The organism is Kitasatospora sp. NPDC088351 (assembly GCF_040685575.1).
Lineage (GTDB): Bacteria > Actinomycetota > Actinomycetes > Streptomycetales > Streptomycetaceae > Kitasatospora.
The window spans coordinates 214,462-225,755 of record NZ_JBFBIL010000006.1; the positions used below are offsets into that span (position 1 = coordinate 214,462).

The 11,294-nt window shown below is 69.9% G+C and carries 20 protein-coding genes; 11 read left to right on the plus strand and 9 right to left on the minus strand.

Going from position 1 to position 11,294, the window contains the following annotated elements; genetic code table 11:
• Positions 1-52: 52 nt before the first annotated feature.
• The 4 genes from AB0P06_RS07345 to AB0P06_RS07360 all read right to left on the minus strand — a co-directional run bounded on the left by AB0P06_RS07345 (position 53) and on the right by AB0P06_RS07360 (position 1,895).
• A complete protein-coding gene (locus AB0P06_RS07345; protein ID WP_363605763.1) occupies positions 53-364 on the minus strand; it encodes a hypothetical protein in 312 nt (103 codons plus the stop codon).
• 85 nt (positions 365-449) lie between these two features.
• Positions 450-653 (minus strand): DUF397 domain-containing protein, encoded by a 204-nt coding sequence (locus tag AB0P06_RS07350; protein ID WP_363605765.1) that lies wholly within the window; start codon positions 651-653, stop codon positions 450-452.
• A gap of 176 nt (positions 654-829) precedes the next feature.
• A complete protein-coding gene (locus tag AB0P06_RS07355) occupies positions 830-1,033 on the minus strand; it encodes a DUF397 domain-containing protein (RefSeq protein WP_363605767.1) in 204 nt (67 codons plus the stop codon).
• Position 1,034: 1 nt separating this feature from the next.
• Entirely contained in the window at positions 1,035-1,895 is an 861-nt protein-coding gene (locus tag AB0P06_RS07360) for a helix-turn-helix transcriptional regulator (protein WP_363605768.1), read from the minus strand.
• A gap of 311 nt (positions 1,896-2,206) precedes the next feature.
• Here AB0P06_RS07360 and AB0P06_RS07365 point away from each other — a divergent pair, with 311 nt between their 5' ends.
• Genes AB0P06_RS07365 through AB0P06_RS07380 form a run of 4 tightly spaced genes read left to right on the plus strand, consistent with a single transcriptional unit; the run spans position 2,207 to position 3,250 of the window.
• Entirely contained in the window at positions 2,207-2,584 is a 378-nt protein-coding gene (locus AB0P06_RS07365) for an ATP-binding protein (RefSeq protein WP_363605769.1), read from the plus strand.
• Positions 2,581-2,844: a hypothetical protein gene (locus tag AB0P06_RS07370; protein WP_363605770.1), complete on the plus strand. Its 264-nt coding sequence runs from the start codon at positions 2,581-2,583 to the stop codon at positions 2,842-2,844. The genes AB0P06_RS07365 and AB0P06_RS07370 overlap by 4 nt, the downstream gene beginning before the upstream one ends.
• Positions 2,832-3,074 carry a hypothetical protein gene (locus AB0P06_RS07375; protein WP_363605771.1) on the plus strand — a complete coding sequence of 81 codons (243 nt, stop codon included), beginning with the start codon at positions 2,832-2,834 and terminating at the stop codon, positions 3,072-3,074. Before AB0P06_RS07370 ends, AB0P06_RS07375 begins: the two co-directional genes overlap by 13 nt.
• Complete coding sequence (locus tag AB0P06_RS07380; protein ID WP_363605773.1) at positions 3,071-3,250, plus strand: hypothetical protein; 180 nt, start codon at positions 3,071-3,073, stop codon at positions 3,248-3,250. Before AB0P06_RS07375 ends, AB0P06_RS07380 begins: the two co-directional genes overlap by 4 nt.
• Before the next feature lie 120 nt (positions 3,251-3,370).
• Here AB0P06_RS07380 and AB0P06_RS07385 read toward each other — a convergent pair whose 3' ends face one another.
• Positions 3,371-3,502 (minus strand): hypothetical protein, encoded by a 132-nt coding sequence (locus AB0P06_RS07385; protein ID WP_363605774.1) that lies wholly within the window; start codon positions 3,500-3,502, stop codon positions 3,371-3,373.
• A gap of 89 nt (positions 3,503-3,591) precedes the next feature.
• On the opposite strand from AB0P06_RS07385, the gene AB0P06_RS07390 reads away from it, so the two are divergent.
• A complete protein-coding gene (locus tag AB0P06_RS07390) occupies positions 3,592-4,317 on the plus strand; it encodes a dienelactone hydrolase family protein (RefSeq protein WP_363605775.1) in 726 nt (241 codons plus the stop codon).
• 388 nt (positions 4,318-4,705) lie between these two features.
• Here the strand turns inward: AB0P06_RS07390 and AB0P06_RS07395 are convergent, their stop codons facing one another.
• Complete coding sequence (locus tag AB0P06_RS07395) at positions 4,706-5,152, minus strand: DUF1772 domain-containing protein (protein WP_363605777.1); 447 nt, start codon at positions 5,150-5,152, stop codon at positions 4,706-4,708.
• A gap of 91 nt (positions 5,153-5,243) precedes the next feature.
• Here AB0P06_RS07395 and AB0P06_RS07400 point away from each other — a divergent pair, with 91 nt between their 5' ends.
• Positions 5,244-5,822, plus strand: coding sequence for a TetR/AcrR family transcriptional regulator (locus AB0P06_RS07400; protein ID WP_363605779.1), 579 nt, complete (start codon positions 5,244-5,246; stop codon positions 5,820-5,822).
• Between the two features lie 109 nt (positions 5,823-5,931).
• Here AB0P06_RS07400 and AB0P06_RS07405 read toward each other — a convergent pair whose 3' ends face one another.
• Positions 5,932-6,570, minus strand: a complete 639-nt coding sequence (locus AB0P06_RS07405) for a TetR/AcrR family transcriptional regulator (protein ID WP_363605781.1) — start codon at positions 6,568-6,570, stop codon at positions 5,932-5,934.
• 73 nt (positions 6,571-6,643) lie between these two features.
• On the opposite strand from AB0P06_RS07405, the gene AB0P06_RS07410 reads away from it, so the two are divergent.
• From AB0P06_RS07410 to AB0P06_RS07425, 4 genes are all read left to right on the plus strand, one after another.
• Positions 6,644-7,546 (plus strand): alpha/beta fold hydrolase, encoded by a 903-nt coding sequence (locus AB0P06_RS07410; RefSeq protein ID WP_363605782.1) that lies wholly within the window; start codon positions 6,644-6,646, stop codon positions 7,544-7,546.
• Positions 7,547-7,790: 244 nt separating this feature from the next.
• On the plus strand, positions 7,791-8,252 hold the full coding sequence (locus tag AB0P06_RS07415) for a nuclear transport factor 2 family protein (protein ID WP_363605783.1): 462 nt from the start codon (positions 7,791-7,793) through the stop codon (positions 8,250-8,252).
• A 322-nt stretch (positions 8,253-8,574) separates the two neighbouring features.
• Positions 8,575-9,045: a ribonuclease domain-containing protein gene (locus AB0P06_RS07420; protein ID WP_363605785.1), complete on the plus strand. Its 471-nt coding sequence runs from the start codon at positions 8,575-8,577 to the stop codon at positions 9,043-9,045.
• A 40-nt stretch (positions 9,046-9,085) separates the two neighbouring features.
• Positions 9,086-9,541, plus strand: coding sequence for a barstar family protein (locus AB0P06_RS07425; protein ID WP_363605787.1), 456 nt, complete (start codon positions 9,086-9,088; stop codon positions 9,539-9,541).
• A 92-nt stretch (positions 9,542-9,633) separates the two neighbouring features.
• On the opposite strand, the gene AB0P06_RS07430 is transcribed toward AB0P06_RS07425, so the two are convergent.
• The gene (locus tag AB0P06_RS07430) at positions 9,634-10,044 is read right to left on the minus strand and encodes a RidA family protein (RefSeq protein ID WP_363605789.1); all 411 of its coding nucleotides are present in this window, start codon (positions 10,042-10,044) and stop codon (positions 9,634-9,636) included.
• A 44-nt stretch (positions 10,045-10,088) separates the two neighbouring features.
• Positions 10,089-10,595, minus strand: coding sequence for a cupin domain-containing protein (locus AB0P06_RS07435; RefSeq protein ID WP_063352400.1), 507 nt, complete (start codon positions 10,593-10,595; stop codon positions 10,089-10,091).
• A gap of 85 nt (positions 10,596-10,680) precedes the next feature.
• Here AB0P06_RS07435 and AB0P06_RS07440 point away from each other — a divergent pair, with 85 nt between their 5' ends.
• On the plus strand, positions 10,681-11,184 hold the full coding sequence (locus AB0P06_RS07440) for a MarR family transcriptional regulator (protein WP_363605790.1): 504 nt from the start codon (positions 10,681-10,683) through the stop codon (positions 11,182-11,184).
• Positions 11,185-11,294: the final 110 nt, after the last annotated feature.

An 11,294-nucleotide genomic window follows, 5' to 3' on the forward strand; every position in this document is an offset into this window, starting at 1 on the left:
GCCCTTACCGGAGCTGAACGAAGTGGGAAGTCGGAGGGGCCGACTTCCTGTGTCAGTGGGGGCGGGGGTGGAGGCGGGTGGGGTGCCAGGTGCTGTTGCGGCCGGCGGCTTCGCGGTAGGCGATGCGCTGGACGGCGGTGAGGAGGCGATAGAGGGAGAGGACGGCGTCGGACTCGTCCGCCTCGAAGCCGAGATGGTGGATGAAGTGTTCGAGCTGGGGCCAGTCGAAGTCGTCGGGGGCCGGGGGGAGTTGGGTGGAGAGGTGGTGGCGTTCGGCGTGGGCGGTGAAGGCGGTGGAGACGGCGTAGTGGGTGGCGCTCAGGGCGTTGGCGAGCAGCATGTCGAGGGGTGGGGCGTCGGACATGACGGGGCTGCGCCTTTCCGAGGAGGGGTGGGGTCGATCGTGGGCTCCTCACCGGCTGGTGAGGAGCCCACGGGCGTTGTGGGGGTCAGGCGTTGGGGTCGGCGTGGTGGTCGAACTCGTCGGCCTTGATGCCCTGGAGGAACTTGGCGAACTTCGTCGGGGAGGTGCGGACGATGACTTCGGCCGTGTCGGACTCGCGGATCTCGACTATGCCGTCGACGGTGCGCACCTCCATGCAGGTGTCGGTAGCGCTGCTGAAGGAAGCCTTTTGCCAGCCGGTATTGATCATCTTTTAACCCTTCGCGTCTCGTGGGGCAGGGCAAGACTCGCCCGTAGCGCGCGGAGAGTCAGACGACTTGAGCGCGCTGCAACGCTAGAGCCACCGTGCGTAGCGAATCAAGAGTGAGACGCAAATTGGAGCGGCCCCTCACTCGGACGAGTGAGGGGCCGCAGGGCGGGCGCGGGTTAGCTGTTGAAGTCGGCGTGGTGGTCGAACTCGCCGGCCTTGGCGCCCTGGAGGAACTTGGCGAACTTCGTCGGGGAGGTACGGACGATGACCTCGCCCGTGTCGGACTCACGAATCTCGACTGCCCCGTCCGTGGTCCGCACCTCCACGCATTCGCCAGCCGAGCTGCTAAACGAAGATTTCTGCCAGTCAGTGTTGAACATTTCAGTCCTTCAGGTTCTGAGCCGTCTCGTTGATCAGCTCGCGTGATTCCTCTTCAGTGAGCGCCGCCTTCTCGATGCGTTGGAAGATGGCGCGATAGCTGTCAATATCGTTCCGCGCATCGAAGAAGATGGGACCTTGCGAGGAATCCAGCTCGACCGTATCAAGTTCGGAAACCTCGCCGGTGGTATAGGTAAGGTTCTCGATGGCGCCTGGGTAGGTGTGAGCCCTGAACGGAACCACGCGAATGCTGATGTTCTCCCGATGGGAGTCCTCGATCAAGCACGCCAGCTGCTGTCGGAGCACTTGAGTGCCGCCGAAGCGTGTAAGGAGGCATGACTCGTGAAGGTAGGCCTCCAGTTTCTTCTGGGGGTTCCGCGTGAGGATGTTCCTGCGCTGAGTTCGAAACGCGGTGTGCAGGCCGATCTCGTGAACTGTGAGGTTCAGGATGCTTCGGCTGAAAATCGCCTTCGAATAATCGCTGGTTTGCAGAAGTCCTGGCATGAACGCCGCGACCCACACCCTGATCGACCCGGCGGCGAAGTCTTCGTGCTCTGCGGATTCTAGGAAGGAGCTCGGGAGTAGGCCGCGATAATCCTCCCACCAACCCTTCGTTCGATCCTGTGTCATGTTGCCCAGCGTGCTAATGAGTGGATCGTTGAGGCACTTGCAAGCTCCGGCGATTGCCCGGATTCGTTGGCGGCTGACGCCAGCCTTGCCGTTCTCCATCTGGCTGATCTGGCTCACATCGATGTCAAGGATTCTGGCGAGCTGGGGACCGCTGAGTGCCGCAGCCTCGCGGATCTTGCGCAGCTCGGCGCCGAGTCGGCGTTGCCTCAGCGTTGGGTGTCGGCGTGGCGGCATTGGTTCGTCCTTACGTGATGTGGGGCAAGTGTGCCGCGCGGTATGTGTCTTGGTCCACTGAGAGTCTCCTGATCCCCACTTGAGAGTGATGTTTGGCCGTCTAGGTCTCACATGCGGGACTCTTGCTATAGCGTCAGTCTCCGTCGGCACCCGATGGGCCGTCAGTAATGCCTGCTTCAAGGGCAGTAGGTACCTGCTGCCCAGGCACCGCAGAGCAGCCACACGTGGCCTCAACCAGTCACGCCCTGGCCTGGCTCACGGCGACGAGCCCGCCGACGCGCACTCATCCCAAACCCCCACGGAGGTCTCCCATGCGTGCCTTCAACCTGCCCGAGCCGCCCGACTGGTCCGCTGCCCGCGCGGAGCTGAGTGACGCGATGTCCCTCGCCGGATGGCCGGACGACGCCATCTACGACGCCGAACTCGCCCTCCACGAGCTGTACTTCAACGCGTGGAAGCACGGCGGGAGCCCCGCGCCGACCGTCGTCATCCTCCTCCTCGAAGGCCGCAGCCTGCGCGTCTGCGTCAGCGACGACAACCCCGTGCTGCCCGAGCCGCGCGAGCCGACCGACCCGTACGCGCAGTCCGGCCGGGGCCTGCACCTGGTCCGCGAGCTCACCCACCGCTTCGGCACCACGCCCCGCAAGAACGGCAAAATCGTCTGGTTCGAGCTGGACGCCGCCGCGTGAACGACAACCGCGGCCGCCACCCGATCAAGCCCACCGACCCGCGCACCCGCGTCTACACCGAGGCCCAGATCACCAGCCTGATCGCCGAAGTCCACGAGCGCGGACGCAAGTTCGGCATCATCTTCCCGTCCGCCAGCACGGACCGGACCATGGACGGCCGGGTCCTCGTCAACTTCGGCACCGCGCCCTCCACCACTCTCCTCAACCTCCTGAACCTCCTCCTCGACGCCGGGCGGGGCGGTGACCCGTGGGAGTCGTGATCCCCCTCGCCTCCACCCAGGCGGTGCACGTCGAGCGCACCACCGTCCCCTACCTCACCGTCGAACACGTCCCCGACGCCACCGTCCAGCTCCGCCTGGCCGTTGACCTCGACGTCCACGCGGGCCCCGGCGAACAGCTCGCCTTCCCGCTCACCCGCGACCAGGCCGAAGAGCTCCTTCACGGCCTCGCCGCCCACCTCGGCACCCGCGTCCTCGGAATCCGCCGATGAGGCCCGGCACCGCCGACTTCCTCGTCGCCACCGCCTTCGCGGTCCTCCTCGCCCTCGCCATCCTCACCGTCGTCCTCGGCGTCATCACCGCCCTCAAGGTCCACGACGTCGAGGAGGCGGCCACCGACGACCCCAAGCCCGCGACCCGAGCCACCACCCGCGGCATACCCGTCTGATCCACCCGGTCGAGCGGGCCCCTCGCCCCACGAGGGGCCCGCCGGTCGTCCGCCCGGCCTCGACGGCCGTGGTGGAGCCGGGTGGATCGGCTCATGACGTGGTGCTCGTGGTGGTGCGGGTCAGGCGTCGGGGTCGGCGTGGTGGTCGAACTCGCCGGCCTCGACGCCCTGGAGGAACTTGGCGCGCTTCGCCGGGGAGGTGCGGACGATGACCTCGCCCGTGTGCTCTCCGCCGGAACCAGGGCCTTCCACCGCGCCCACCCACGGGCCCACACCCGTGTTGTTCCGCCGACGGCGAAGACCGGCCCGACCGGGCCCGACCATCACTACAGTCCGGTCTCATGACGACGGTCACCACACACACGGTCGAATACCCGGCCGACGGCCTGACGATGATCGGGCACCTCGCGCTCCCCGCCGGTGCCGATCGCCGGCCCGCAGTCCTGATCGGGCCCGAGGGGCCGGGCCTGAACGACTTCCAGCGCCGCCGGGCCGACGCCCTCGCCGAACTGGGCTACGTGGCACTGGCCTTCGACATCAACGGCGGGCGCTGGTTCACCGACCCGCAGGAGATGCTGGCGCACGTGACCCCGCTGCTCGCCGACCCCGACCGGATGCGGGGCATCGGCCACGCGGCACTCGACGTGCTGCGTGCCGAACCGCGGACCGACCCCGACCGGATCGCCGCCATCGGCTACGGCACCGGGGGCGCCATCGCGCTGGAACTCGGGCGCGACGGCGTCGACCTGCGGGCGATCGGGACGGTCAACGCACTGACCACGGGCCGACCGGGCGAGGCGGCGCGCATCCGTTGCCCCGTGTGGGCCGGGGTCGGATCGGAGGACCCGATCATGCCCGCCGGGCAACGGGACGCCTTCGCCGCCGAGATGCAGGCCGCGGGCGTCGACTGGCGCCTCGTGGTCTACGGCGGAGCCTTGCACGCCTTCCACCACCCGCCGGTCGACCAGACCGTGCTCCCCGGCGTCGGCCACCACCCGCGGCACGCGCAACGGGCCTGGCGCGACGTCGTCGACCTGCTCGCCGAGTGCCTGCCCGTGACGGAGTGAGCCAGGGCGTCAGGACTGCCATCGTCATGACGCGACAGCGGAGAAAGCGACATGGAGCCCGAGGCCCTGCATCACGGTAGTCGGCACCCACGTGACGGGCCGTGAAGGCGAAAGGCGACAGCGCTCGGTCACGCTTGCGTCTGTGGTTCCAGTTCCTCGCCGGGCGGGATGAAGGTGTCGGCGCTGTCGGCGTCCTCGACAACTCCGTAGGCGTCGCCCGGGGTTCTCGAACGACCTGGCTTTTCGCGGAAGTCGCGATCTCGATAGGGGCAGAACCTCCGGCAGAGGGGGTCCTGGGTTCCGCGGGCGGTGTGGATCCGTGCGAATCGTCGGCCACCGCCCGCGGAGTAGAGGAGTGCCACCACCTGCGCGGTCTTGGCCCGCGGGCTCAGACGAGGGCGGCGGCCAGCAGGGCGAAGGCGGCGATGATGACGGCAACGCGGACGTAGTGGAAGCGGTTCCAGCGGTTCGTCTGCTCCTTCCAGTCCTCGGGCCGGTTCTCGGGGGTCCACGTCTTGCCCCGGTTGTTGATCGGGACGAGCAGCAGGAGCGACATGATCACGCTGAGGATCAGCAGCGCGGCGGCGGTGACGACGAGGCCGGTGCCGTGGTGGTGCCATCCGGCGATGGCCCAGACCGCGACGAGGACGAGCGAGCCGATGTACCAGACCGGCATCACGGCGCCGAGCATCCGGGCCCCGTGGGCGCGGCCGAGTTGGCCACTGTCACCGGGGAGTGCGTTGAGGATCGGGTTGATGACGAAGGCGACAGAGAACTCCACCCCCACCATCAGGCCGACGACCACGATGGTGAACACCCCGAGTGCGTTGAGCATGATGACCCCTCCTGACATCTAGTGTTGCTAGCTGATGAGGCAACGCTAGTACTGCTGCCGCTTGCTTGTCTAGCGATGCTAGGATCGAGCCATGTCGGTACAGGAACGCAAGCAGCGCGAACGGGCGGAGCGCGAACGCCTCATCGTGGCGACGGCCCGCGAACTCGCCGAGCAGCAGGGCTGGGACGCGGTCACCACCCGCCGGCTCGCCGAGCGCATCGAATACAGCCAGCCCGTCCTCTACAGCCATTTCCGCGGCAAGCGCGAGATCATCGGCGCCGTCGCCCTCGAGGGCGCCGCCGAGATGGCCGCGGCGCTGCGGGCCACGACCTCCGCCGCGGACGGCCCTCGCACCCGGGTCACCGCCCTCGCCCGCACGTACCTCGACTTCGCCGAGCGCAACCCGGCGGTCTACGACGCCATGTTCCAGCTCGACGGCGGCCTGGCGTTCGCACACGAGGACACCCCGGAGCCGCTGAAGGACGCCTTCGCCGCCCTGCTGGAAAGCCTCGGCGAGGTCGCCGGGGACGGCGTCCACCCGGCACTGTTCACCGAGGTGTTCTGGGCGGCCCTGCACGGGCTGGCCACCCTGACCCGGGCGGGACGGCTGCCGCCGGCGGATGCCGAGCGGAGGGTGGAGCTGCTGGTGGGCCGGCTCGCCATGGTCTGACCCACCGTCCGAACGGGCGGGCAGCCGGGGTCTTCCGGCCCGGCTGCCGGCCTACGGCATCGCTTCTGGTCACTCGCGCCCACGCGGCGCAGCCGCAGATCGCTTCGATTCACATGGCTGTTGTGCCACGGTCGTCGGAGGCCTGTGAACCGGGGAAGAGCCGACCGAGGTGGTAGTGCAGGACGGCGGTCGCGTCGTCCGCCGTCCGCTGCCCGAGCAGGACGCTGAGGCCGAGGCCGGCCGAGGCCGCCATGAGGACGACGGCCTCCTGGCGGGCGTCCAGGCGCGGATCGGTGTCGCCGGCCTGTCGGGCGGCGGTCAGTCGGCCGGCCAGGAAGTCCTCCATCTCGTTGGGCGCCGCGAGGAACGACCGGCCGGCGAGTGCGGGGTCGGTGACGGAGAGCACCGCGTACTCGGTGTGGACGAGGTGGAAGGTCCGGCTCTCCTCGTCGGTCGGTACGGCTTCGAGCAGGACCGCCTCGACGATGTCGCGCGGAGCCGGCGAGGGCCCGGCCGTCCTCACCCGGTCGCGGACCCGCTCGCCCATGCGCACGGCCAGGCGGGTCATCGCGGCGAGCAGGAGTTGTTCCTTGGTGTCGAAGTAGTACTGCACGAGCCGCACCGAGACGCCCGCCTCGATCGCGACGGACCGCATGGTGACGGCATGCAGCCCGGTGTCCGCCGCCGTGCGGAGCAGGGCGTCGATGATGTGGGCTCGCCGCTCCTCGTGATCCACCAGCTTCGGCACCGGACCTCCTTCGAATATTTTTATGGTACAAACATACCATCAAGCCCTGTTGTTTCGTGCACCGGGAGGGATCATGACCAGGACAGGCGTCGGACACTTCGTCAGCGCGGAAGCCCGGACGAAGTTCCTTGAGGCATACGACCGGGCGATGGAACTGTGGCCGCGCCCCCGCCGGGAACTCGATGTCGAAACCGCCTACGGCACCGTCCACGTCCACCACTACGGGCCCGGGGCCGGCGAACCGATCGTGCTGCTGCACGGCCACGCCGGACACGCGTCCAACTGGTACCCGCAGATCGCCGCCCTGGGCGAGCACCACCCGGTCTACGCGATCGACACGCTGGACGACCCCGGCCGCAGCGTTCAGCGCGCCGTCGCAACGGGATCCAGGGAGAACGCCGCCTGGCTCGGCGAGGTCTTCGCCGGCCTCGGACTGGAAAAGATCCACCTGGTCGGCTTGTCCTACGGTGGGTGGCTGGCCCTCAACCAGGCCGTCCACGCACCCGAGCGCCTCGCCTCGATCGCACCGCTGGACCCGGGCGGCATCGAGAAGGTCCCCGCCCGGTTCTACGCGCACATGATCGGGGGCCTGTTCGGAATGCTCGCCCCACGGCGCTTCCGCCCCGCGCTGGGGCGCCTGCTCGCCAACCCCGCACTCGGCTCACCGCCCGAGATGATCGCCCCCCTGATGCTGGGCATGCGGACCTACAAGCCGAACACCCGCCCCGCAGCCAGGCCGTTCACCGACGCGGAGCTGAGCTCCATCGAGCTGCCCACCCTCGTCCTGCTGGGCAGCCGCAGCGCCCTCCTCCGGCCGCGCCAGGCCCTCAAGAGGGTCACCGCGCTGATCCCGGGAGTCCGGGCCGAGATCGTGCAACGGGCCGGCCACGGACTCAACCTGGACCGCCCCGACCTGGTCAATGAACACCTGCTGCGGTTCATCACCTCCTGCCGGCAGGAGACGCGGAGTCAGTAGCCGGGCAGGGGCTGTGCCACCGCCGGGCGGATGAGTTCGGAGTCGCTGGGCCGGGGTGGTCGTCCCATCCGTCGAGTTCCTCCGGTCCCGTCGCCGGCCTTCACATAAAGTGGGGTCAAGAGGGTCTCCAAGTCGGGCGTCACAACCGGATCTTGGAGGCCTTCGCCACGTCCGTACGCCCGAAGTCCCGGCCTGTCGCTCGTATGAGCCCGGCCGCGCGTTGACCGAACGGAGCCCGACCGCCATGCCGGACACAACCTCCACCAGCCCCGGCCCTCGTGAGATCCTGGCCCGCTACCAGCGGGCGATGCTGGACAAGTCCGCGGACGACCTGGCCGATCTGTACGCGGTCGACGCCGTCCACGAGTTCCCGTTCCTGTCCCCCGGCATGCCCGCGCGCTACCAGGGGAGCGAAGAGGTCCGCGCGGGCTACCGGGCGGCCTGGGGCGCGAGCCCGGCGCAGCCGAGGGAGATCCGCGAAGTCGCCGTGCACGAGAGCACCGACCCCGAGGTGATCACCGTCGAGCAGGTCGTCACCGGGACCGTGGCCACCACCGGCCAGACCTTCAGCATTCCCGGCCTCCTGGTGCTCCGGGTCCGCAACGGCCGGATCGTCCATGTCCGCGACTACATGGACGGGCTCGGCGTGGCCCACACCATGGGTCGACTGGACGCCGTGGTCGCCAGTCTCGGCGACCGCCGCTGAAGCCCTGACTTCGGACTCATTCGTCTGGAAACCGCCAGGTCTCCGACGCTCCCACGAGGGGCACCGCTGTTCCCCGCAGCCGGACGGTCGCCTCCGGTGATCCCGCCCGCCCCCCCGTTCCGAAGGCGAGGCGTCACCCTGCCCCGGCCCCCGGGGAGCGAGGTCTCCCGGAGTGGCAGGCCGAAGTCACCGGTGTCCCGCCCATCACCCGGTCGGGTGGTAGCCCGTTGAGCGCGGCGTGGTCGCCCACCGGCTTTCACCCCCGCGCGGTACTCCTTCTCTCGGCCTCAACCCACCTCCATCCCAAGGCAGGTACCCCCGTATGACCACGTTCCCCGTCCGGGCCGGCCGACTGGCCAAGGCAGCGCTGGTGCTCTCCCTCGCCCTCGCCGCCCTCCCGGCGGCGGCCGCGCTGCCCGCCTCGGCCGCGCCCGCTGTCGCCCCAGTCCTCGCACCCGCCGACGCCATCTACCCGCCGCTGTCGGTGGAGGACCTCCCGGCGCAGGTCGGCCGCGCCTGCGCCATCTGGCGCGACCTCGACTGGCCCACCACCGCCAGGCCGGTGGACTACCGGATCCCCGGCCCCGAGTACATCCGCGGCGGCAACCCGTACGGCAACCGCAGCGGCGACCTCCCGGCCGGTGGCCAGTACCACGAGTACGATGTCAACCCGCGTCCCACCCCGACCACCCACCGCGACGCCGAGCGGATCATCCGCGACGAGGACACCCGGCAGGTCTGGTACACCGACGACCACTACGACAACTTCCGTGAGATCGCGGGCGGATGCTGACCGCCACCACCGCCCTCCGCGATCGTACGGGCGCCACCGCATGACCGACCCGACCCCGCTGGACCTGCTCGCGGCCGCCCGGTGGGACCTCCTGCCGGGCCGTCCGTGGGCCGGCCTGGCGGACCCGTGCACCAGCGGCGCCGTCCACTCGCACCGCGTGCGCGGCGAACTCTGCCGGACCAAACCGGAGTTGTTCAACGAGTGGGCCAAAGCCCTGGCGTTCCCGGCCTACTTCGGCCACAACTGGGACGCCTTCGAGGAATGCCTCGCCGACACCCGCTACCCGCCCCGGCAGTCGGACCCGGCCGGGCTGCTGATCCTGGTGAGCGGCGCCGAGGCCGTCCTCGTCGATGAGCCGGTCCGCGAGCTGACGATCCTGCTCCAGGTCCTCGACACGGCCGCCACCGACGTGGGCCCGTCCCTGCGGGTGCTGTTCCTCAGCGACGACCCCGGCGCCGTGGAACGACGGCTGCGCGCGGCGACCCGGGCCATGTGAGCGGTCTGCGCCGACTCGAACGACGCCGGGCCGACCAGGGCGGCACGGCGAAGGGGTCCCACCGACCGGTGGGACCCCTTCGCGCGGGCGGGTCAGCCCGCCGCCGGCCGGACCGCGACCGCGTCGATCTCGAAGAGCATCCCCGGCAGGGCGAGCGAGGCGACCCCGCTGAGCGTCTGCGCGGGCAGCCGGTCGCCCCAGGCCCCGGCCAGGGCCCTGCCGAGGACGGCCAGCTTCTCCAGGTCGTGGTCGACGATGTACGAGCCGAGCCGGACGATGTGCTCGAAGCCGAGGCCGACCCCGGCGAGCGCGGTGCGCAGGTTGGCGAGGGCGAGCTCCACCTGGGCGGCGAAGTCGCCGGGCACGACCTGGCCGGTGGCGTCGGAGGCGTACTGGCCGCCGATGAACACCGGTTCGCCGGGCGCGGAGGCGGCGTGGCTGTAGCCGAACGGCGTCGGGTCGTGCAGGCCGGGCGGGTTGGTGATGGTGCGGGTGTCGGTCACGGGGTTCCTCCCCTGTTGTCGGGCCGGGCCCGGTGCCGGGCGGTCTACGGCTCGGACCGGGCGGCTTCCTCCCGGGCGTCGCGCCAACTCGGCGACTCCAGGAAGTGGTTGTCGAAGAGGTCCTGCTTGGCGAGCAGCTCCTCGACCGTCGCCTCGCCCGCGCGGATGCGCTCCAGCAGGCGGAAGTAGTCGAAGCGCTCCACCCCGGGGGTGATCACGATCAGCAGGTCCGCCCCGGAGTCCGGCGCCGCCGCGAAGGCGTGCGGCAGATGGGGCGGCACCACCACGAGGTCGCCGCTCCGGGCGGTGACCACCTCGTTCCCGACCAGCACCTGGGCCGAGCCGTCGACGACGAAGAACAGCTCCGAGGAACCCCCGTGGTAGTGCGGAGTGGCGCCGTCCTTTCCGCGTCCCAGCGTGACGCGCAGGGTGCTCAGGGCGCCGCCGGTGGCGCTGGAGTCCGCCAGCAGCCGCCCCTTGCCGCCGAGCATTCCGACGGTCTCGGCTTCGTCGCCCCGCACCACCACGGCTTCCGGTCCGATCAACGTCATTGGCCTCTCCCCACAGTGAGCGCTCCGATAGTTCCCTGGCTGATAGTACTACGTCTAACTATCTCCCATCGAATAATATGCCCCTATGGATCACGTGGACGTCATGCTCGACCAGTGGAGCCGGGAGCGCCCGGACCTCGACCTGGCGGCGGTCGGCACCGTCGGCCGCCTCGGCCGCTTCGCGCTGCTCGCGGGCCGGGCGGTCGAAGAGGTGTTCAAGCAACACGGTCTCCAGCGCGGCGAGTTCGACGTCCTCGCCACCCTGCGCCGCTCCGGCGCCCCGTACGAACTGATGCCCTCCGAACTCGCCGCGCTGCTGCTGATGTCGCGGGCCGGCATGACCAGCCGGATCGACCGGCTGGAATCGGCGGGCCTGGTGGAACGCCGCACCGACCCGGCGGACCGGCGCAGCGTCCGCATCGCCCTCACCGCGGCCGGCCGCGCCCTCGTGGACGCCGCCTTCACCGACCACGCGGCCAACGAGACCGCGCTGCTCTCCGCCCTCTCGGACGAGGAACGGGCCGCCCTGGACGGGCTCCTGCGCAAACTGCTCGCCGACGTCGAGGGCGCGGAGAGCCCGGCGTCCTGACGGCCCCGCCCGATGCCCGCAGGTCAGCGGCGGTGCGGCCGGGGCGGGTGAACCTTAACGGCGGCTCAAGCGTCAACATCACCCCTTGACGGGGGAGTTGGTCTAGTCCA

Bases quoted from the DNA above. Each gene is read 5' to 3' on its own strand.
- AB0P06_RS07400 (WP_363605779.1), top strand. From the start codon at position 5,244: ATGTCGGTACAGGAACGCAAGCAGCGCGAACGGGCGGAGCGCGAACGC.
- AB0P06_RS07345 (WP_363605763.1), bottom strand. From the start codon at position 364: ATGTCCGACGCCCCACCCCTCGACATGCTGCTCGCCAACGCCCTGAGC.
- AB0P06_RS07390 (WP_363605775.1), top strand. From the start codon at position 3,592: ATGACGACGGTCACCACACACACGGTCGAATACCCGGCCGACGGCCTG.
- AB0P06_RS07420 (WP_363605785.1), top strand. From the start codon at position 8,575: ATGACCACGTTCCCCGTCCGGGCCGGCCGACTGGCCAAGGCAGCGCTG.
- AB0P06_RS07410 (WP_363605782.1), top strand. From the start codon at position 6,644: ATGACCAGGACAGGCGTCGGACACTTCGTCAGCGCGGAAGCCCGGACG.
- AB0P06_RS07440 (WP_363605790.1), top strand. From the start codon at position 10,681: ATGGATCACGTGGACGTCATGCTCGACCAGTGGAGCCGGGAGCGCCCG.
- AB0P06_RS07355 (WP_363605767.1), bottom strand. From the start codon at position 1,033: ATGTTCAACACTGACTGGCAGAAATCTTCGTTTAGCAGCTCGGCTGGC.
- AB0P06_RS07425 (WP_363605787.1), top strand. From the start codon at position 9,086: ATGACCGACCCGACCCCGCTGGACCTGCTCGCGGCCGCCCGGTGGGAC.
- AB0P06_RS07350 (WP_363605765.1), bottom strand. From the start codon at position 653: ATGATCAATACCGGCTGGCAAAAGGCTTCCTTCAGCAGCGCTACCGAC.
- AB0P06_RS07435 (WP_063352400.1), bottom strand. From the start codon at position 10,595: ATGACGTTGATCGGACCGGAAGCCGTGGTGGTGCGGGGCGACGAAGCC.
- AB0P06_RS07415 (WP_363605783.1), top strand. From the start codon at position 7,791: ATGCCGGACACAACCTCCACCAGCCCCGGCCCTCGTGAGATCCTGGCC.
- AB0P06_RS07365 (WP_363605769.1), top strand. From the start codon at position 2,207: ATGCGTGCCTTCAACCTGCCCGAGCCGCCCGACTGGTCCGCTGCCCGC.
- AB0P06_RS07380 (WP_363605773.1), top strand. From the start codon at position 3,071: ATGAGGCCCGGCACCGCCGACTTCCTCGTCGCCACCGCCTTCGCGGTC.
- AB0P06_RS07360 (WP_363605768.1), bottom strand. From the start codon at position 1,895: ATGCCGCCACGCCGACACCCAACGCTGAGGCAACGCCGACTCGGCGCC.
- AB0P06_RS07395 (WP_363605777.1), bottom strand. From the start codon at position 5,152: ATGCTCAACGCACTCGGGGTGTTCACCATCGTGGTCGTCGGCCTGATG.